This window comes from Stenotrophomonas sp. TWI1151 (genome assembly GCF_039673135.1).
Classification (GTDB): Bacteria; Pseudomonadota; Gammaproteobacteria; order Xanthomonadales; family Xanthomonadaceae; genus Stenotrophomonas.
On sequence record NZ_JBDJLA010000024.1, the window covers coordinates 13164 to 32578 of the forward strand.

Consider the following 19415-nt stretch of genomic DNA (forward strand, 5'->3'; position numbering starts at 1 on the left):
GGGAGCGTCATGAGCAAGGCGAAGGCGGAAGGACGGCCGCGGTTGACCACAGGGCGCTCGGTGCCGCTGTTGGCCGTGCTGCTGGTGCTGTTGGCGGTCTGGTTCGGGTGGAGCGGTGTGCGCCAATGGCGCCAGGCCGCCGTCGGCGCCGAGCTTGAACACTCCCGCGACCAGGTGGTCGGGGGGCTGCAGACGGCGCTGACCGGTCAGCTCGGCAAGCTGGGCAAGGTGCTCAAGACCGAGCGCGTTGCCAGCGCACTGGCCAGCGGCAACGCACAAGGTGCGGCCGTCGCCATCCGCGAAGGCTGGCCCGGCGTGGAAGACGTCCAGATCCTCACGGCCGATCTTGATGCGGCGTACGCCGATCCGAAGGCCTTCGGTTACTCGCGCCTGGCCCTGCTCGAGGCGGCCATCGCCGATGACACACCCGTCGGTCGCGTGGTGCGCGATGCCGGCGGCCAGCGCCTCGGCCTGGCCGCGGCGGTGGAGCTGGGCCCGCAGGGGGCGGCCGTGGTCTACGTGCGGCAGCCGCTGCTGCGGCTGACCGGCATATTCGACCAGGTCGCCGTGCCGGGCGCCGGCTATCTCGCCCTGCGCCAAGGCAATCACAACGTGATTGAACAGGGCAGCCGCGGGCTGTCCGGCGGCGCTGAAGCGCTGGCACGTCCGATCGGCACCAGTGGCCTGCGCCTGTCGGCCGCGGTGCCGGACATCGAACCGGGCCCGTTGGGCCTGGGGGCGATCTCCAGTGCGATCGTGGCCGTGTTGTTGCTGCTGATTGCCGTGCTGCTGGTGCTGGGCAAAGGCAAGGTGCCGTTGCCGCGTCGCCGGGGTGCCGCCGACAGCGGTGCCGACGCCGGTCCCACCTTGAGTGAAAGTCTCGCCCAGGTACCGCTCGCGGTGGCCGCCGTCGAGAGCGTTGATGAAACAGCAGCGGCCGCGCCGCCGCCGGCCGTGCCGGGCGAGACCGTCGCGGCCGGGATCTTCCGCGCCTACGACATCCGCGGCATCGTCGGCCGCGAGCTGACCCCCAAGGTCGCCGCCCTGATCGGCCAGGCGATCGGTTCGGTGCTGCAGGTCCAGGGCCTGCGCGACATCGTGGTGGGGCGCGATGGACGCCTCTCCGGCCCCGAGCTCACCGCCGGCCTGATCGAAGGCCTGCGCCGCGCCGGCTGCAACGTCACCGATATCGGCCTGGCGCCGACGCCGGTGGTGTACTTCGCCAGCTACCACCTGCGCGCCGGCAGCTGCGTGGCGGTGACCGGCAGCCACAACCCGCCGGACTACAACGGCTTCAAGATCGTGGTCGGCGGTGAAACGCTGTCCGGCGATGCGATCACCGAGCTGTACCACCGCATCCGCGATGGTCAGCTGCACGTGGCCCCCGAGCCGGGCAGTTTCCAGACCCGCGACGTCAATGCCGACTACATCCAGCGCATCGCCGATGACGTGCAGCTGGATCGCCCGCTCAAGGTGGTCGCCGACGCGGGCAATGGTGTGGCCGGCGAGCTTGCCCAGCCGCTGCTGGAAGCGATCGGTGCGGAGGTCATTCCGCTGTACTGCGATGTGGACGGCACCTTCCCGAACCACCATCCGGACCCGAGCGACCCGCGCAATCTGGAGGACCTGATCCAGACCGTGAAGCGCTTCGATGCGGATATCGGCCTGGCCTTTGATGGCGACGGCGACCGTCTCGGCGTGGTCACCCGCGAAGGCAGGATCATCTACGCCGATCGCCTGCTGATGCTGTTCGCCGCCGATGTGCTGATGCGCAACCCGGGCGCGCTGGTGATCTACGACGTGAAGTGCAGCGGCAAGCTCTCCGATTACGTGCTGCGCAACGGTGGCAGCCCGCTGATGTGGAAGACCGGCCATTCGCTGATGAAGGCGAAGATGCGCGAAACCGACGCCGAGCTGGCGGGCGAGATGAGCGGGCACTTCTTCTTCAAGGAACGCTGGTTCGGCTTCGACGATGGCCTGTACGCCGCCGCGCGCCTGCTGGAGATTCTGGCCCAGCGCGAAGAGAGCCCCTCGGAGGTGTTGGACGAACTGCCCGACAGCGTCTCCACCCCGGAGTTGAAGGTGCCGGTGGACGCAGGCACCCCGCACGCGCTGGTGTCGCTGTTCGTGTCCTCGGTGCAGGTGGAGGACTCGCCGTTCGCCGGCGCGCGCCTGTCCACCATCGACGGCCTGCGTGCCGATTTCCCCGATGGCTGGGGCCTGGTGCGCGCGTCCAACACGACCCCGGTGCTGGTGCTGCGTTTCGAGGCCGATGACGAGGCGGCGCTGGAGCGCATCAAGGCCCTGTTCCGCGCGCAGCTGCAACCGCTGCTGCCGGGTGTGGACCTGGGCTTCTGACCGGCATGGGTACCGACCAACGGTCGGTACCTAGCCCTTGAACCGCAGCCCCACGCCGGGCTCGGTGAACAGATAGCGCGAATCCAGCGCCGAATCGCCCAGCTTGTGGCGCAGCTTGCCAACCAGAATCCGCAGGTAATGCGTGTCGTGCTGGTGCGTCGGCCCCCAGATGTCCTGCAGGATCTGCGGCTGGGTCACGACCCGCCCGGCATTGCGCAGCAGCAGTGACAACAACGCGTACTCCTTGCGTGTCAGTGCCACTGGCGCACCCTCCAGATGTACTTCGCGCCGCACCAGGTCGATATGCAGGTGCCCATCATCGAACTGGGGCAGCACGCCCTCGCTGGAGACCGTGCGCGAGCGCAGCAGGGCACGCACGCGCGCCATCAGCTCCTGCGTGCCGAACGGCTTGGTCACGTAGTCGTTGGCGCCGGCATCCAGCGCCCGCACCTTCTCGGTCTCGCTGGCGCGCACGGTCAGCATGATCACCGGCACCTGGCTCCACTGACGCAGCTCGCCCAGCACGTCATGGCCTTCCATGTCGGGCAGGCCGATATCCAGGATCACCAGGTCCGCCCCTTCGCCGACCAGCGCTTCCAGCCCGGCCTGGCCGGTGGCGGCCTCGGACACGCGGTAGCCCTGCGCGCGCAGGCTGATCTCCAGGAAGCGCCGGATCTGCGCTTCATCGTCGATCACCAGCACACGCGCCGGGGGCACGCCGTGGGAAGCCTCAGGAATCATCGGTGTCATCGGCAGGGTGGGGCTGCAGCAAGGGGAGGGTGATGCGGATCAGGGTACCGCGTCCGTCGCGGCCCGGCAGCGCCTGCACGCTGCCGCCATGCGCCCCGATCATGCCCTGGCAGATGGTCAGGCCCAGGCCCGTGCCATGCCGGCCACGGTCGCCGCGCTCCACGCTGTAGAACATGTCGAAGATGCGCGCCCGCTCGTCGTCGGGAATACCGGGGCCGGCATCGAGCACGTCGATGCGCAATTCGCCCTCGACCAGCCGCGCCTGCACCTCCACCGCGGCACCGGGTGGGGAGAACTTGGCCGCGTTCTCCATCACGTTGAACACCGCCTGCTCGACCAGCGCCGGATGCACCCAGATCGGCGCCAGTTCAGCGGGAATATCCAGCTTGAGCAGCACGTCGGGCTGATAGCGCTGCAGGCGGCGCGCGGCCGAACCGACCAGCTCATCCACGCCGATCCAGTCGCGGTTGATCTGCAGGCCGTCATGGCCGAGCCGGGTCATGTCGAGCAGGTTCTGGATGTAGCGGTCCAGGCGCTCGCCTTCGACCAGGATGGTATCCAGCAGGGCGCGCCGGTCACTGGCATCCATCGCATCGGCGTAGCTGGAGAGGCTGTCGGCCGAGCCGATCATCGCCGCCAGCGGCGAGCGCAGGTCATGCGACACCGAGGACAGCAACGCCGAGCGCAGCCGCTCGGTCTCGTTGCTCACGTGCGCCTTCTCCAGATCGGCCACCAGCTGGGTGCGCAGCGCAGCCTGCGCGATATCGTCCACCATCGCCTCGGCCAGCTGGCGCTGCTCGGGCGTGAGCCGCGGCACCTCGCGCGGGAAGCGCATGCCGGCCACGCCGATCGCCCGGTCGTCGCCGTCCAGCAGCGGCAGGAACCACCAGCCGGCACCGGCCAGCGTATCGGTGAAGCGCCCGCTGGGCTGGCCGTGCCGGTGCGCCCAGTCGGCCGCGGCCAGATCCGTATCACCTGGCGCGGCGCTGCCACTGGCGCTGGTGTACTGCCCGATGCGCAGCCACGCCGGGGCATCCATCGCCTGCTCCAGCGCTTCGCGGCCGGCCTGCGCGACCTGCTCGTTGCTGGGCGCACTGGCCAGCTGCCGGCCCAGTGCCTGGCGCGCATGCGCGTGCCGGTTGGCGGCGCGCAAGGCCACCACCTGCATGCGCAGACGCGAGGCCAACCGCCCTGCCACCAAGGCGGCGGCCAGGAACAGGAAGACCGTGATCACGCCCTGCCGCGCGCTGATCGCGAAGGTGAAGCGCGGCGCGATGAAGAAGAAGTTGTAGGCGAGGAAACACAGCGCGGCGGCGATCACCGCCGCACTGGTGCGGCTGCGCGCAGCGACCATCACTACCGCCACGATGAAGACCATCGACAGGTCGTACAGCCCGATCCAGCGTTCGGCGACCAGCGCCACCAGGCAGGCGGCCGCAGTGGCCCCCACTGCCAGCAGCGCATCCTTGCCGGCGCTGCGGCTGGGTATCGACAGCCCGGACCGGCGTGCCCGCGCACGTGCCTGTGGTGTACCGATGATGGTGATCTCGAAATGCGCGCCGCGTCGGATCAGCTGCTGGGTCAGCGTGCGGTTGAGCATCCGTGCCAGCGGCCGCTCGCGCGTGCGGCCCAGCACCAGCGTGGAGACACCGTTGTGTGCGGCATGGTCCAGCAGCGCATCGGCGATGCTGGAGCCATGCAGCAGCTCCGCTTCACCCCCGAGGCGGCGGGCCAGGGCGAAGGCGGCATCGATCTCGCGCCGGGTCTGCTCGTCGTGCGCGCGCGCCTGCACCGTCACCACCGTCCACGGCGCATCGCGCCGCTCGGCGATGCGCCGGCCGACCCGCACCAGGTACTCACTCTGGCCGCCGCCATCGATCGCCACCAGCACCCGCCGGCGCAGCGGCAGGTTGCCTTCGCCGCGCGCGGCACGGGTTTCGCGCAGGCTGCTGTCCACGCGATCGGCGGCTTCCTGCATGGCCAGCTCGCGCAGCGCGGTCAGGTTGGCCGGCGAGAAGAACGCCTGCAACGCCTGCGCCGCCTGCTCCGGCACGTAGACCTTGCCCTGCTGCAGCCGCTCGATCAGTTCGCGCGGCGGCAGGTCCACCAGCACGATGTCGTGCAGGCGGTCGAGCACCGCATCGGGCACGGTCTCGCTGACCCGCACCCCGGTGATCCGCATGACCACGTCGTTGAGGCTTTCCAGATGCTGGATGTTGACCGTCGTCCACACGTCGATGCCGGCATCCAGCAGCTCCATCACGTCCTGCCAGCGCCGCTCGTGGCGACTGCCGGGCACGTTGCGATGCGCCAGTTCGTCCACCAGCACCAGCGCCGGGCGACGTGCCAGCACCGCGTCCAGGTCCATCTCCTCCAGTGCGTGCTGTTGATACTCGCGCTGCAGCAACGGCACCTGCGGCAGGCCCGCCAGCAGCGCCGAGGTGTCGGCGCGGCCGTGGGTTTCCACCAGCCCGATCACCACATCCACGCCGCGGCGCAGCTGCTCATGCGCGCGGGTGAGCATGCTGAAGGTCTTGCCCACGCCCGGTGCCGCACCCAGGAACACGGTGAGTTTGCCGCCGGCTTCGCGCTGCAGGGTGTCGACCAGGGCGTCGGCCTGGCGGGTACGGGAGTCGCTCATGGGCGGGGATTGTGCGCCCCGGACGGTACGCAGCGCATCAACGCGTTCCGTAGAGCCGGGCGCTGCCCGGCTGCCCATCCTGCGTATCCAAGGCCAGGTTCAACGTCATCACGTTCACCCGTGGCTGCCCGAACACGCCCCACTGCGGGCCCAGCGTATGCGCCTTCACCAGCGCCGCCACCTGGTCAACCGGCAGCCCACGGCTGCGCGCCACGCGCGCGATCTGCACCTGCGCCGCCGCCGGCGACAGCTCCGGGTCCATGCCGGCGCCGGACTGGGTCACCAGATCGCCGGGAACCTGGGCGGCAGGCACGCCTTCGCGTGCGGCCACCGCAGTGATCGCCGCCTGCACCCGTTGCTGCAGCGCCGGGTTGCTGCGCGCCATGTTGCTGCCGGCGGCGGCCATCGGATCGTAGTTGGCCGCCGACGGCCGCGCCTGGAAGTAGCCGTCGCCCACGAACGGTTGGGCGATCAACTGCGAGCCGCGTACCTGTCCATCCCGGATCAGCAGGCTGCCATCGGCCTGCGCCGGAAACAGCAGCCGACTTACGCTGGTGGTGGCCATCGCGTAGGCCAGGCCGAGCAGCAGCAGGCTGCTTATGCCGAGCACGAGGGCCGGGCGCCAGGCGCTGTCCTGCTGCAGCTGGGTAGGGGCAGCAGCGCGGTTGCGCGCGGAACGGGGAACGGACGTAGCAAGCGAGCGGTTCATGCGCCGAATACCGAGACAAGGAAGAGGTCGATCACTTTGATGGCCGCAAACGGCAGCAGCACGCCGCCCAGGCCGTACACCAGCATGTTCCGGCGCAGCAGCGCCGTGGCGGTGGCCGGGCGGAAGCGCACTCCGCGCAACGCCAGCGGAATCAGCGCCGGGATCACCAGGGCGTTGAAGATCAGTGCCGCCAGCACTGCATTGCGCGGGCTGGACAGGTGCATCACGTTCAACGCCGCCATCGCCGGCAGGGTCGAGGCGAACAGCGCCGGCAGGATCGCGAAATACTTGGAGACATCGTTGGCCAGAGAGAAGGTGGTCAGCGCACCGCGCGTGATCAGCTGCTGCTTGCCCACTTCAACGACCGCCAGCAGCTTGGCCGGATCCGAATCCAGGTCGACCATGTTGCCGGCCTCCTTGGCCGCCTGCGTACCGGAGTTCATCGCCAGCCCGATGTCGGCCTGGGCCAGTGCCGGTGCATCGTTGGTGCCGTCGCCGACCATCGCCACCAGCCGCCCACCGGCCTGCTCGGCCCGGATGCGGGCCAGCTTGTCTTCGGGGCGGGCCTCGGCGATGTAATCGTCCACGCCGGCCTCGGCCGCGATCGCCGCAGCGGTGAGCGGGTTGTCGCCGGTGATCATCACCGTGCGGATGCCCATCGCGCGCAGCTGCGCGAACTTCTCGCGCATGCCGTGCTTGACCACGTCCGACAGCTCGATCACGCCCAGCACATGGCGGCCTTCGCACACCACCAGCGGTGTCGCACCGTTGCGTGCCACCTGTTCCACGCGTCCGGTCAGCTCCGACGGCACCGTGCCGCCCAGCGCACGCACATACGCAGTGATCGCATCGGAGGCGCCCTTGCGGATGCGGCGGCCGCCGTCCAGATCGACGCCGGACATGCGGGTCTGCGCACTGAAGGCCAGATAGTCCGCACGGTCCGGCTCGGCCGTCGTGCAGCCCTGCTCACGCGCCAGCCGCACCACCGACTTGCCTTCCGGGGTCGGGTCGGCCAGCGAGGAGAGCAGCGCCGCCTCGCGCAGCTGGCTGGCGTCGATACCGGCGAGGGCATGGAAATGCGTGGCCTGGCGGTCGCCGTAGGTGATGGTGCCGGTCTTGTCGAGCAGCAGCACGTCCACATCGCCAGCCACTTCCACCGCCTTGCCGGACTTGGCCAGCACGTTGGCGGCCAGCGCACGGTTCATGCCGGCGATGCCGATGGCCGGCAGCAGGCCGCCGATGGTGGTCGGGATCAGACACACCAGCAGCGCGATCAGCAGCAGCGGATCGACCTGTACGCCCACGAAGGCGCCGATCGCCGGCAGCGTCGCCACCACCACCAGGAAGGTCAGCGTCATCGCCGCCAGCAGCAGGGTCAGGGCAACCTCGTTCGGGGTCTTCTGGCGGTTCGCGCCTTCCACCAGCGCGATCATCCGGTCCAGGAAGCTGTGGCCCGGCTCGGCGGTGATGCGCACGATGATCTGGTCGGAAAGCACCTTGGTGCCGCCAATCACACCACTGCGGTCGGTACCGGCCTCGCGCAGCACGGGCGCCGATTCACCGGTCACCGCCGCTTCGTTGATGGTCGCCAGGCCCTGAACGATCTCGCCATCGGCCGGGATCAACTCGCCGGCACTGACGATCACATGATCGCCCGGCCGCAGTTCGGCCGCCGGGACCTGGGTTTCACTGGCCCCGGCATGCGCGGCGGCCAGCCGGCGCGCGGTGAGGTCCTGGCGGGCACGCCGCAGCGAGGCCGCCTGGCCGCGGCCACGCGCTTCGGCGACAGCCTCGGCGAAGTTGCCGAACAGCACGGTCAGCAGCAGGATCGCGGTGACCGCCAGGCCGAAGCCCAGCGGCGCATTGCCGCTCAGCGTCACCAGTGCGCTGACCACCGTGCCGACCATCACCACGGCCATCACCGGGCTGTGCAGCAGGTGCCGCGGCGAGAGCTTGATCACGGCATCGCGCAGGGCGCGGCGCCAGCCGGCACCGTCCAGCAGGCGCTGGCGGCGGTGGGAAGAAACGTTCAACGGGTACGTACTCATGGGAGGCGGTCTCAGTGCAGCGTCAGCGACAGGTGGTCGGCCACCGGGCCAAGGACCAGCGCCGGCATGAACTGCAATACGGTGAGGATGACGATCAGCGCGATCAGGGTCAGCGCGAAGGTCGGGGTTTCAATCTGCAGCGTGCCGGCCGATTCCGGCGCCCGCCGCTTGGCCGCCAGCTGCGCGGCCACGATCAACGGGATCACCAGCACGGGGTAGCGACCCAGCAACAGCACCAGGGTGCAGCTCAGGTTCCACCACACCGTGGCATCGCCGAGGCCCTCAAAGCCCGAGCCATTGTTGGCGAACGCCGAGGTGTACTCGTAGAACACCTGGCTGATGCCGTGGAAGCCGGGGTTGGAGGTGCCGGTGATCGACGGGATCGCCAGGGTCAGCGCGGTGAAGCCCAGGATGGTGATCGGCTGCAGCAGCACCAGCAGCGCAAGCAGGCGCACCTGCGGCGTTTCCAGCTTGCGGCCGAACAGTTCCGGGGTGCGGCCGGTCATCAGCCCGGCCAGGAACACGCCCAGCAGCAGGTACACGATGAACTGCTGCAGGCCACAGCCGATGCCACCCCAGATCGCATTCACCAGCATGTTGACCATCGGCACGGCACCGGCCAGCGGACTGAGCGAGTCATGCATGCCGTTGACCGAACCGTTCGATACCTGGGTGGTGATCGCGGCCCACAGCCCCGTGCCATCGGCACCGAAGCGCACTTCCTTGCCCTCCATCAGCAGCGGGCTGGCCGCCGTGGCCGAGTGACCTTCCAGCCACACGGTGGCGGCGATCGACACGCTGGACATCGCCAGCATGCAGCCGAACACCAGCCCGGCCAGACGCCTGCGTCCGGTGAACGCGCCGAGCATGAAGATCACCGCGATCGGGATCAGCAGGATGCCGATCAGTTCCAGCGCATTGGACAGCGGGGTCGGGTTCTCCAGCGGCATCGCGCTGTTGGGGCCGTACCAGCCACCGCCGTTGGTGCCCAGCTGTTTGGCCGCGACCATCGCCGCGACCGGGCCGAGCGGAATCTTCTGCGTGTCCATGCCGGCCGCGGCATCGATCGGCGTGGCCTGCGGACCACCAGTGAACGTGGCGGGCACGCCCTGGCTGGTCAGCAGCACCGCCCACGACAGGCACAGCGGCAGCATGAAGCGCACGCACGCGCGCACCACATCGGCGTAGTAGTTGCCCACATCGACACGGCGGTCCGCACTGAGCAGCGCGGCCTGGTCAGCCGGCACGTCCTCAGGGCGCGCACTGAACAGTGCACGCAGGGTGGCCACCACCAGCGCCAGGCCCATCATCGGCGTCACCACCTGCAGCCCGGTGATCGCGGTCATCTGCGCGAAGTAGGACAGCTGCGCCTGGCCGGAATAGTGCTGCTGGTTGGTGTTGGTCAGGAACGACACCATCGTGTGCAGCGCGGTATCCCAGCGCATGTTGGGAATCTGGTCGGGATTGAACGGCAGCCAGGCCTGGGTCATGAAGACCGCCTGCACCAGCACCGCGATCACCACGTTGCTGAGCAGGAAGGCACCCACGTAGCCACGCCAGGACATGCCGCGCGCCGGGTTCACCCCGAGCAGCCGGTACAGCGGTTTTTCAATCCACCCGAACAGCGCGTCGCCGCGCATCGGGCCACCGCGCATCACCCGGGCCAGGTACAGCCCCAGCGGAAAGGCCAGCACGATGCTGGCCAGCAGGATCAACAGGATCTCGGTCATGGTCGGCTCCGGTCAGAAGGTTTCGGGCCGAAGCACGACGTACAACAGATAGGCGGCGGCAACGAGCACCAGCACGCCGCACAGCAGGGAAAGCCAGGCAGACATGGTCGTGGCCTCAAACGCGGGAAAGGGAGCGCGCGGTGCACGGGGCACCGGCGGGGGAGACAGGCAGATACAGGTGCATGGGACGTCCAGGTGGAACCACTCCACGTCAAGCGCTCATGGTCTGCCTGCCCGGCATAAACGCTCCACGCCCGAAACCGGCGACTCCCGTAAAAAGTGCATAAAAAGGTGCGTCTTTGGTGCGAACGTTACGCCCCGCAGCGACCGGCAGGCCCCTCGGCAAATGTCCCCCGGCCGCCGCCTGCCGGCGACGGCCTCCTCCTTGATTTTGCCCAGGGGCCTACCCACCGCTACGGGGCTCGCATGTGGTGCGCGTGCTGCAACCCAGGGCTTTCAGTGCGGCGCCAGTGGTCTGGATACGCGGGTCGCGATGCCCTTGTGGGCGAAATCAAGGAGGAGGGGACGGCCACAGGCCGGCGCCGGGGGACATTCGCCGGCAAGGGCATCGCGGCCCGCCGCCCGACCAACCCACCGCCCCCGCGTCCGCGTCCGCAACAGTTCACAGCAAGCTTCATGCCCGCGATGCGGAGCGTAGAAAAACCAAAAAGGCGACCCAAAAGGCCGCCTTCGTTTCAACGCAATCGCACATCCACCCTTACCCGCGCGGATCGCTCCCCACACCCTTCAGCAACCGATAACGCTGCAGCGTGCTCTCGATCTCCACATCCAGCGCCTGGCGCTGCTGCTCGAACGACGCCTGCATGCGCCGCTGCGCCACCAGCTCGGCATGCCGCTCACGGATGCGCTCGGCCTGCTTGTCCGGCACCGGCTGCCCATCCAGCTCGCGGTTGCCCGCGCTGGCCAGCAGCGTGACCAGCGCATCACGCACGCTGGCCACGTTATAACTGGCGGTGTGGATGTTGTTGTCCAGGATCCCGCTGCGCTCGGCGAACACCCGGCGCAGGTCGTCCTCGTTCTCGTACGTGGCCAGCATGGCCTGCTCGGTGCGCTGGCGGGTCTGCTCGGCCGCCAGGTCCAGGCGCTGCTGCGCGGCCTGCGCAGCAGCATCGGCGCGTTCCTCGTCGGTCAACGCGCGCTGCACTTGCCCACTGCGCATGCCGCTGCGCAGGTTGAACTCCTCGCGCGCGCTGTTCACCGCCTCCTGGGGCAGGGCATCACTGCAGATCCGCTCGCTGCCCTTGTTCCAGCAGTACAGCTTCTTCGGCGTCGCATCGGCCGTGCGCTTCTGCGCCTGGGCAGGCAACAGCGGCACGGCCAGCAACAGGCCGACAACGGTGAACGTGGCAAACCTGGACATGGTGAAAGCCCCCTGCTCTCAACGCGTAGGACGGCTGCCGTAGCGGGAACGATAGTCCTCCAGCGGCTGCCGGTAGCCGACAAGTTCCGGATTTCCGGAGGCAAAATCAAGCAGGTCGGCCAGCGTGGCCACGGCGACCACCGGAATGCCGGCTTCTTCGGCCACGGCCTGCGCGGCCGAACGGCGGTCGGTTTCCGAGGCGATCTCCTGGCGGTCCAGTGCGACCACGATGCCGGCCGGGGTGCCACCGGCGCCCTTGATGATCGCCAGCGCTTCGCGGATCGCGGTACCGGCGGTGATCACGTCATCCACGATCAGTACGCGCTTGCCATTCATGTCGGCGCCGATCAGGTTGCCGCCTTCGCCGTGGTCCTTGGCTTCCTTGCGGTTGAACGACAGCGGCAGGTCGCGGCCGCGCTGGGCGAATTCACAGGCGGTCGCGGTGGCCAGCGGAATGCCCTTGTAGGCCGGGCCGAACACGACGTCGAACTTCAGCCCGGTCGCTTCCACGGCATCGGCGTAGCAGGCCGCCAGCTGGGACATGCGCGCGCCGGAATCGAACCGGCCGGCATTGAAGAAATAGGGGCTCAGACGGCCGGACTTCAGGGTGAACTGGCCGAAACGCAGGGCATCGGCGGTCAGGGCCAGTTGCAGGAAACGGTGGCGATGGTCGCTCATCAAGACTCAATTCAATTCATTTGGAGCGCAAATCCTAATGCATGCCCGCACTTTTCCGCTCGCCGGCCCCTGCGGCCCGGTGTCGCATGGGGCGGTGCGACAACCTGCAAAGGCCCCGGCGCGCGGTAATCGCGTCCGTTTCCAGCCAGCCCCTGCAAGGGCCGAAACGGTATGCTCTTGCGGGTATCGTTCCAGACCCGGGTCAGCATGCGCATCATCAGTTTCAACGCCAATGGCATCCGTTCCGCCGCCACCAAGGGCTTTCTCGAGTGGTTCCGCGCCCAGGACGCCGACGTCCTGTGCATCCAGGAAACCAAGGCCCAGGAAGACCAGCTGACCGACCCGATGTTCCGCCCGGACGGCCACCACTGCTTCTACCGCGACGCCATCACCAAGAAGGGCTACAGCGGGGTCGCCATCTACAGCAAGCGCGAGCCGGACCAGGTGATCACCTCGCTGGGCTGGGCCCCGTTCGACGATGAAGGCCGTTACATCGAGGCGCGCTACGGCAACCTCAGCGTGGTCTCCTTCTATATCCCCTCGGGCAGCTCGGGCGATCTGCGCCAGGGCTTCAAGTACGAGGTGATGGAGTGGCTGCGCCCGATCCTGGCCGGCTGGCTGGCCAGTGGCCGCGACTACGTGCTGTGCGGCGACTGGAACATTGTGCGGTCCGCGCTGGACATCAAGAACTGGAAATCCAACCAGAAGAACTCCGGCTGCCTGCCGCCCGAGCGCGACTGGCTCAACGGCCAGTGCGTGGATGCCGACCAGGCGCTGGATATCGCCGCCGGCCAGGGCTGGACGGATGCCTACCGCCTGCTGCACCCGCAGGGCGAGGACTACACCTGGTGGAGCAACCGCGGCCAGGCGCGCGCCAATAACGTCGGTTGGCGCATCGATTACCAGTTCGTCAGCCCGGGCCTGCGCGAGCGCCTGCGCAGCTGCTCGGTCTATCGCGATGAGCGCTTCTCCGACCATGCCCCGTTCACGGTGGACTACGCCCCATGAGTGAAGCGGTCGAGCCGATGTCCTACGAGGGCTGGGCGGGGATCAAGCGTGCCTTCGGTACGCCCTCGGCGCTGACGATGGCCTTCCTGGGCTTCGGCAGCGGCTTGCCGTTCCTGCTGATCGCCTCGCAGACCCTGTCCACCCGGCTGCGTGATGTCGGCCTGGACCTGGGCAGCATCGGTTTGATCAGCCTGGCCAGCTTCTTCTATCTGATGAAGTTCGTCTGGGCGCCGCTGATCGACCGCTACGCGTTTCCGCTGATCGGCTTCCTCGGCCGCCGCCGTTCCTGGCTGCTCGCCTCGCAGATCGCGGTCACCGGTGGGTTGTTCGCGCTGGCGTTCGTGCGCCCCGAACTCGGTGTCACCCCACTGGTCCTGTGGGTGCTGGTGGCCTCGTTCGCCGGCGCCACCCAGGATTCGGTGGTCGATGCCTACCGCATCGAGATCGCACCGGAGAGCGCGCAGGCGGCACTCGCCGCGACCTACACGCTGGGCTATCGCATCGGCCTGATCCTGGCCGGCGCGGGCGCGTTGTACCTGGCCCAGTTCGAGAGCTGGATCGTGGCGTACCTGGCCATGGCCGCGTTGATGATCCTGCCGATCATCACCACGCTGCTGTGCCGCGAGCCGGAACAGCCGGAAGTGCGCATCCAGCGCCGGATCGATTTCTTCGGGGCTTTCTGGCAGCCGATCGCCAGCTTCTTCAGCACCAACGGCGTGGTGCTGGCGCTGGTGCTGCTGGCCTTCGTCGGGCTCTACAAGTTCCCGGATCAGGTGATCGGGGTGATGGCCGGTCCGTTCTATCTGGATTCGGGCTTCACCAAAGCCGATATCGCCACCGTCTCCAAGCTGTTCGGGGTGTGGATGGGCATCGGCGGTGCCTTCCTCGGCGGCATCGCGGTGGCCGCGTTCGGCTTCCGCCGCATGCTGCTGGTCGCCGCGCTGGGCGTGGCGCTGTCCAACCTGGCGTTCCTGTTGATGGCGCACAACCCGGGCCAGCTGTGGGCGTTCTATGCGGCGCTGAGCGCGGACAACCTGTTCCAGGGCTTTGCCGGCACCGTGCTGGTCGCCTTCATGTCCTCGCTGACCGATCGCAACTTCACTGCCACCCAGTACGCGCTGCTGGTCTCGCTGGCCAACCTGCCGGGCAAGTTCGTCGGCGGCGTCTCCGGTTACATCGTGGAGGCGAGCTCCTACAGCACCTTCTTCATCCTCAGCGCCACCACCGTCATCCCGACCCTGCTGCTGCTGGTCTGGCTGTGGCCACGGATCCGGGACCGCAGCACGGCCTGAGGGGTTTGCGTGCCGGCAGCGCCTGATGGATCATGCCGGCACAGTGGCCGCGGGGATGGCGGCGCGCCAACGGGGAGAACGATGGCTGATCTACTGCTGCGGGAGGTGGACCCGCTGTTGCTGGAACGTATCCGCCGCATTGCGGTTGCGCGCGGATGGACCCGCGAGGACACCTGCGTGGCGCTGCTGGAACAAGGCCTGTTCGCCAGCGAACTGGAGGTCCGCAGCGGCTTCCACGATCCCGAGGTCGACGCGCTGGCCGATGCCATCGCCGCCCTGCAGGCGTTGCCGGACGCGCAGGGGCTGTAACGGCGGCACGCCGCGAATGGCGCATCGGCGATCACCGCCGCACGCAGCGCCCCCCGCCGTGGTCCCTCAGCCCAGGTGGATCGCCCCGAGAATCCGCGGCCCCCGCGCGCCACTGACGCTCGGCAGGTTGCCCGGCAGCCCGGCCAGCGTGCGCTGTGCCAACCAGGCGAACCCCATCGCCTCCAGATAATCCGGATCCAGCCCGTGCATCGCGCTGGACTCGATCACCACGCCCGGCAGACGCGCGCCGAGGCGCCGCAGCAGCTGCGGGTTGCGCACCCCACCGCCGCACACCAGCACCCGCTTCGCACCCGGCAGGTGCGCCAGCAGCGCATCGGCCACGGTGGCGGCGGTCAGTTCCAGCAGGGTGGCCTGCACATCCGCGCCCGACACCTGCCCCTCGCCGAGCTGCGCCTGCGCCCAGTCCAGGTGGAACTGCTCGCGCCCGGTGCTCTTCGGCGGCGGCAGCGCGAACCACGGATCGGCCAGCCAGCGCGCCAGCAGCGCGGCATCCACCTGGCCACTGGCCGCGAACGCGCCGTCGGCATCGAACGGTTCGCCGCGATGGCGCTGGCACCACGCATCCATCAGCGCATTGGCCGGGCCGGTATCGAAACCGCGCGGTGTGCCCTCGCGCGGAATCAGGGTGAGATTGCCGATGCCGCCCAGGTTGAGCACGGCACGGTCTTCATCGCTGTCCCCCAGCATCGCCAGGTGGAAAGCCGGCATCAGCGGCGCGCCATGGCCGCCGGCGGCGACGTCGCGGCGACGGAAATCGGCCACGGTGGTGATGCCGGTCAATTCGGCGATGCGGTTGGCATCGCCGATCTGCATCGTGAAGGCGGGGTCGGCCAGCGGCCGATGGCGCACGGTCTGCCCATGCGAGCCGATCGCCTGCACCTGGGTGCGGTCGATGCGCGCGCTGTCCAGCAGGCGGTTGGCGGCCGCGGCGAACGTGATCCCGACCTGGGCATCAAGGCGGCCCAGTGCATCAAGCGAGGTGATGGTGCCGCCTTCTCCCAGTGCGATCAGCTCGGCGCGGATGGCCGGGTCCCAGTCGTGGGTCAGGCCATGGACGAAGCGGCAACCGCCCTCGGCGGGGAACTGCACCAGCGCGGCATCGATGCCGTCGGCGCTGGTGCCGGACATCAGGCCCAGGTAGAGCGGGGTGGTGGGGTCAACAGCAGCGGTCATGGTCAGGCGGTCCAACGGGTTGCGTGCAGCTTCCGCGCAACCCCTTGCCGCCGTCAATCGCAGCGATCAGCCGCGAGTGGATTTGACCGGCTTGCCGGCCTTCGCCGTGGCCGTATCGGTGGCCTTGGCATCCGGTGCCGGGCTGGCATCGGCGTAGATCAGCTTTTCCATGCCCTGGATACGCGCCAGGGCCGGGGCGGTCTGCGCCCGGAAGGCCGCCAGCTCGGCGCCCTGCAGCGGCTCCGGCGGCGGCATCGTCACCGACAGTGGATTGCGGTGCACGCCGTTGACGCGGAATTCGTAGTGCAGGTGCGGGCCGGTCGCCAGGCCGGTCGAGCCGACATAGCCGATCACCGTGCCCTGCGCCACGCGCTGGCCGGTCTTGATCTTGCCGAAGCGCGACATGTGCCCGTACAGCGTGGTGTGGCCGCGGCCATGGTCCAGGATCACGACGTTGCCGTAACCGCGCTGGGTCCCGGCGAACTGCACGCGGGCATCGCCAGCGGCCATGATCGGGGTGCCGGTGCGCGCGGCGTAATCCACGCCCTTGTGCATGCGCATCTTGCCCAGCACCGGGTGCTTGCGCGCGCCGAAGCTCGAGCTCAAGCGCGCGAACTGGATCGGCATGCGGATGAAGCTCTTCTTCAGCGGCCGGCCGCTGGCATCGAAGTACTCGGATTTGCCGTTGCGGTCGAAGCGGAAGCCGCTGTAGGTCTTGCCGCCCGAGCTGAAGGTCGCCGCGAGGATCTTGCTGGTGTCCACCTTCTCGCCTTCGCGCCAGGTTTCATCCAGCACCACGCTGAAGTGGTCGCCCGGCTGCAGGTCCTTGGAGAAGTCGATGTCGTACTTGAAGATCTCGTCGGTCATCGTCGCGATCGCCGAGGGCGACAACCCCGCCTTGCGCGCGGCGGCATACAGCGAGCTGGTGATCTCGCCACTGGCGACCACGCGCCGGGTCGAGCTCTCGCGCTTGCTCACCGTTTCGGTGATCTTGTCGCCGGCCAGGGACAGCTCCACACGGTTGTCGGCATCGCGGTCGAAGCGGATCGTGCGCAGCTCACCGGACAGCGGCAGGTCGAAGGCGATCTCCGCCCCCGGGCGCAGCTTGGTCAGCGATTCGCGCACACCGGGGTGCTCCAGCACCTGGTGCATCACCGTGGCCGGGATACCGGCCTGGTCGAAGAGGTTGCTCAGGGTCTGGCCGCGCTGGACGCGCAGTACCTGCCAGCTGTCGCCGGGGGTCTGCTGCTGGCGTTCCAGCGACAGCGGCGGCAACGGCAGCGCCAGGGTCGAATGGCTGACCGAGTAGGGCGAGTCGATGGTGTGCGAGAAGCCGGGGACGATCGTGGCCACCAGGGCGCCGATGGTGGCGAACAGGCTGGCGTGCATCCAGTGGCGGCGGGTCCAGCGCTGGTTGAAGGCCGCGGGAAGATGCTGTTTGAGCTTCCGATGGAGGGCGGTGTCGTGGAGGACGTGGAGACGTTCCTTGAAGCGCTGCTTGCGCGCGCGGCCTTGATCGGAATTGAGCATCGTCGGTCTGTTCCTGGCTGGCCCGGGAGCGCGGGCCCAAACGTCGGTAACATAGACAGGTATAAATACCGCGTCAAACCCTTGTGCCTATTGGCTTTTGTGAAGCACCTGCGGTTAACTTGTACTTAACGTCATTCATATAAATAAGGCATTGCCGGGAGTTGTCACGTGTCATCGATTGAAGAAGCCATCGCCCTGATCGGTCGCGGTGCCGACGAAGTCCTCAAGCCCGAGGAGCTTCGCCAGCGCCTGGAAAGCGGCCGCCCGCTGCGGATCAAGGCCGGTTTCGACCCCACCGCGCCGGATTTGCACTTGGGCCACACCGTGCTGCTGAACAAGCTGCGCCAGTTCCAGGACCTCGGCCACCAGGTCATCTTCCTGATTGGCGACTTCACCGGCATGATCGGCGATCCGTCGGGCAAGAACGTCACCCGCAAGCCGCTCAGCAAGGACGACGTGCTGGCCAACGCACGTACCTATGAGGACCAGGTCTTCAAGGTGCTCGACCGCGACAAGACCGAAGTGCGCTTCAATTCGGAGTGGTTCGGCAAGATGGGCGCGGCCGACATGATCCGCCTGGCCGGCCAGCACACCGTGGCGCGCATGCTTGAGCGCGACGACTTCGCCAAGCGCTATGCCGCCCAGCAGTCCATCGCCCTGCACGAGTTCCTGTACCCGCTGGTGCAGGGCTATGACTCGGTGGCGCTGGAGGCCGACGTCGAGCTTGGCGGTACCGACCAGAAGTTCAACCTGCTGATGGGCCGTGGCCTGCAGGAGCACTACGGGCAGAAGCCGCAGATCGTGCTGACCATGCCGCTGCTGGAAGGCCTGGACGGCGTGGCCAAGATGTCCAAGTCGCTCAACAACTATATTGGTATCAGCGAGCCGGCCATCGACATCGTCACCAAGACCATGAAGATCGGCGACGACCTGATGTGGCGCTGGATCGAGCTGCTCTCCTTTGATATCAGCCAGGCCGAGGCCAAGGCCCTGCGCGAACAGGTCGAGGCGGGTGGGTTGAACCCGCGCGAGGTGAAGCTGCGCCTGGCCCGTGAGCTGACCACCCGCTTCCACGATGCAGCGGCCGCCGAACAGGCCATCGCCGGCTGGAATGCCGCGGTGACCGGGCAGGGCGATGTGACCCTGCTGCCGCTGCAGGAAGTGACCATTCCGGCCGAAGGCCTGCGTATTGGCGCCCTGCTGACGGCTGCCGGCCTCACCCCGAGCAACTCCGAGGCCTCCCGCAAGCTCAAAGAGCGTGCGGTGAAGGTGGATGGCGAGGTGGTGGAGGATGCCCAGCAGGTGTTCGTGCCCGGTTTCGAAGGCCTGCTGCAGGTCGGCAAGCGCACCTTCGCACGCGTGTTGCTGGTCACGGCCTAAGTGGCACAAGGGGTTCGGGCGATCCGGACCCCTTCCAGCATGAATGTGGGAGAGACGACGTGAAAAAATGTCGTCCACCCCCTTCACAAACGCCCCGGATAGGGACATACTTTCCCTCCCCCGACGCAGGGGCCACCGCAAGGCGGCAACCGCGAAGGAACAGGACTTCAACTTCTTCGAAAGAAGGTGTTGACGGAAACGAAAAGCCTGACATAATAGGCGGCTCGCAACGACGAAAGCCTCTGAGGCGAACGACGAAGCGGCATCGGCAACAACGGTTCACTTCGGTGAAACGGCCTTGAAAAAAGGTGTTGACGAAGCAGATAAGCCGGTCTATAATGGGCGGCTCGCAACGACGGAAACGTCGGGGCAAACGGAAGAAGGCGCTGAGGCCGATTCCAAAGTTC

At 68.0% G+C, this 19415-nt stretch carries 15 protein-coding genes; 5 read left to right on the plus strand and 10 right to left on the minus strand.

Features of this window, described 5'->3' with window-relative positions; translation table 11 throughout:
* Nucleotides 1–9: 9 nt before the first annotated feature.
* Entirely contained in the window at nucleotides 10–2358 is a 2349-nt protein-coding gene (locus ABE422_RS18255) for a phosphomannomutase/phosphoglucomutase (protein WP_313208804.1), read from the plus strand.
* A 30-nt stretch (nucleotides 2359–2388) separates the two neighbouring features.
* Here ABE422_RS18255 and ABE422_RS18260 read toward each other — a convergent pair whose 3' ends face one another.
* The 8 genes from ABE422_RS18260 to pyrE all read right to left on the minus strand — a co-directional run bounded on the left by ABE422_RS18260 (nucleotide 2389) and on the right by pyrE (nucleotide 12295).
* Complete coding sequence (locus tag ABE422_RS18260; protein WP_346483459.1) at nucleotides 2389–3108, minus strand: response regulator transcription factor; 720 nt, start codon at nucleotides 3106–3108, stop codon at nucleotides 2389–2391.
* On the minus strand, nucleotides 3089–5749 hold the full coding sequence (locus ABE422_RS18265) for a sensor histidine kinase KdpD (protein ID WP_346483460.1): 2661 nt from the start codon (nucleotides 5747–5749) through the stop codon (nucleotides 3089–3091). Before ABE422_RS18265 ends, ABE422_RS18260 begins: the two co-directional genes overlap by 20 nt.
* 37 nt (nucleotides 5750–5786) lie before the next feature.
* Nucleotides 5787–6458: a potassium-transporting ATPase subunit KdpC gene (gene kdpC / locus ABE422_RS18270; RefSeq protein ID WP_346483461.1), complete on the minus strand. Its 672-nt coding sequence runs from the start codon at nucleotides 6456–6458 to the stop codon at nucleotides 5787–5789.
* Nucleotides 6455–8506, minus strand: coding sequence for a potassium-transporting ATPase subunit KdpB (kdpB, locus tag ABE422_RS18275; protein ID WP_313208800.1), 2052 nt, complete (start codon nucleotides 8504–8506; stop codon nucleotides 6455–6457). The genes kdpC and kdpB overlap by 4 nt, the downstream gene beginning before the upstream one ends.
* 11 nt (nucleotides 8507–8517) lie before the next feature.
* Nucleotides 8518–10236 carry a potassium-transporting ATPase subunit KdpA gene (gene kdpA / locus ABE422_RS18280; protein ID WP_346483462.1) on the minus strand — a complete coding sequence of 573 codons (1719 nt, stop codon included), beginning with the start codon at nucleotides 10234–10236 and terminating at the stop codon, nucleotides 8518–8520.
* Nucleotides 10237–10248: 12 nt separating this feature from the next.
* Entirely contained in the window at nucleotides 10249–10341 is a 93-nt protein-coding gene (locus tag ABE422_RS18285; protein WP_019183961.1) for a potassium-transporting ATPase subunit F, read from the minus strand.
* Between the two features lie 613 nt (nucleotides 10342–10954).
* The gene (locus ABE422_RS18290; protein ID WP_313208798.1) at nucleotides 10955–11617 is read right to left on the minus strand and encodes a hypothetical protein; all 663 of its coding nucleotides are present in this window, start codon (nucleotides 11615–11617) and stop codon (nucleotides 10955–10957) included.
* A gap of 18 nt (nucleotides 11618–11635) precedes the next feature.
* Complete coding sequence (gene pyrE / locus ABE422_RS18295; RefSeq protein WP_046272987.1) at nucleotides 11636–12295, minus strand: orotate phosphoribosyltransferase; 660 nt, start codon at nucleotides 12293–12295, stop codon at nucleotides 11636–11638.
* 207 nt (nucleotides 12296–12502) lie between these two features.
* Between pyrE and ABE422_RS18300 the strand changes: the two genes are divergently transcribed.
* The 3 genes from ABE422_RS18300 (at nucleotide 12503) to ABE422_RS18310 (ending at nucleotide 14904) form a co-directional block, all read left to right on the plus strand.
* Entirely contained in the window at nucleotides 12503–13303 is an 801-nt protein-coding gene (locus tag ABE422_RS18300) for an exodeoxyribonuclease III (protein WP_152152959.1), read from the plus strand.
* Complete coding sequence (locus tag ABE422_RS18305) at nucleotides 13300–14595, plus strand: MFS transporter (protein WP_346483463.1); 1296 nt, start codon at nucleotides 13300–13302, stop codon at nucleotides 14593–14595. Before ABE422_RS18300 ends, ABE422_RS18305 begins: the two co-directional genes overlap by 4 nt.
* 81 nt (nucleotides 14596–14676) lie before the next feature.
* Nucleotides 14677–14904: a hypothetical protein gene (locus ABE422_RS18310; protein WP_046272989.1), complete on the plus strand. Its 228-nt coding sequence runs from the start codon at nucleotides 14677–14679 to the stop codon at nucleotides 14902–14904.
* 66 nt (nucleotides 14905–14970) lie between these two features.
* Here ABE422_RS18310 and ABE422_RS18315 read toward each other — a convergent pair whose 3' ends face one another.
* Nucleotides 14971–16098: an anhydro-N-acetylmuramic acid kinase gene (locus tag ABE422_RS18315; RefSeq protein WP_346483464.1), complete on the minus strand. Its 1128-nt coding sequence runs from the start codon at nucleotides 16096–16098 to the stop codon at nucleotides 14971–14973.
* 66 nt (nucleotides 16099–16164) lie between these two features.
* Nucleotides 16165–17628: a peptidoglycan DD-metalloendopeptidase family protein gene (locus ABE422_RS18320; protein WP_346483465.1), complete on the minus strand. Its 1464-nt coding sequence runs from the start codon at nucleotides 17626–17628 to the stop codon at nucleotides 16165–16167.
* Between the two features lie 168 nt (nucleotides 17629–17796).
* Between ABE422_RS18320 and tyrS the strand changes: the two genes are divergently transcribed.
* Nucleotides 17797–19008, plus strand: coding sequence for a tyrosine--tRNA ligase (tyrS, locus tag ABE422_RS18325; RefSeq protein ID WP_346483466.1), 1212 nt, complete (start codon nucleotides 17797–17799; stop codon nucleotides 19006–19008).
* Nucleotides 19009–19415 lie beyond the last annotated feature (407 nt).

What these genes read in the sequence shown, in the direction of transcription:
- ABE422_RS18255 (WP_313208804.1), top strand. Translation starts at nt 10, where the DNA reads ATGAGCAAGGCGAAGGCGGAAGGACGGCCGCGGTTGACCACAGGGCGC.
- ABE422_RS18260 (WP_346483459.1), bottom strand. Translation starts at nt 3,108, where the DNA reads ATGACACCGATGATTCCTGAGGCTTCCCACGGCGTGCCCCCGGCGCGT.
- ABE422_RS18265 (WP_346483460.1), bottom strand. Translation starts at nt 5,749, where the DNA reads ATGAGCGACTCCCGTACCCGCCAGGCCGACGCCCTGGTCGACACCCTG.
- kdpC (WP_346483461.1), bottom strand. Translation starts at nt 6,458, where the DNA reads ATGAACCGCTCGCTTGCTACGTCCGTTCCCCGTTCCGCGCGCAACCGC.
- kdpB (WP_313208800.1), bottom strand. Translation starts at nt 8,506, where the DNA reads ATGAGTACGTACCCGTTGAACGTTTCTTCCCACCGCCGCCAGCGCCTG.
- kdpA (WP_346483462.1), bottom strand. Translation starts at nt 10,236, where the DNA reads ATGACCGAGATCCTGTTGATCCTGCTGGCCAGCATCGTGCTGGCCTTT.
- ABE422_RS18285 (WP_019183961.1), bottom strand. Translation starts at nt 10,341, where the DNA reads ATGTCTGCCTGGCTTTCCCTGCTGTGCGGCGTGCTGGTGCTCGTTGCC.
- ABE422_RS18290 (WP_313208798.1), bottom strand. Translation starts at nt 11,617, where the DNA reads ATGTCCAGGTTTGCCACGTTCACCGTTGTCGGCCTGTTGCTGGCCGTG.
- pyrE (WP_046272987.1), bottom strand. Translation starts at nt 12,295, where the DNA reads ATGAGCGACCATCGCCACCGTTTCCTGCAACTGGCCCTGACCGCCGAT.
- ABE422_RS18300 (WP_152152959.1), top strand. Translation starts at nt 12,503, where the DNA reads ATGCGCATCATCAGTTTCAACGCCAATGGCATCCGTTCCGCCGCCACC.
- ABE422_RS18305 (WP_346483463.1), top strand. Translation starts at nt 13,300, where the DNA reads ATGAGTGAAGCGGTCGAGCCGATGTCCTACGAGGGCTGGGCGGGGATC.
- ABE422_RS18310 (WP_046272989.1), top strand. Translation starts at nt 14,677, where the DNA reads ATGGCTGATCTACTGCTGCGGGAGGTGGACCCGCTGTTGCTGGAACGT.
- ABE422_RS18315 (WP_346483464.1), bottom strand. Translation starts at nt 16,098, where the DNA reads ATGACCGCTGCTGTTGACCCCACCACCCCGCTCTACCTGGGCCTGATG.
- ABE422_RS18320 (WP_346483465.1), bottom strand. Translation starts at nt 17,628, where the DNA reads ATGCTCAATTCCGATCAAGGCCGCGCGCGCAAGCAGCGCTTCAAGGAA.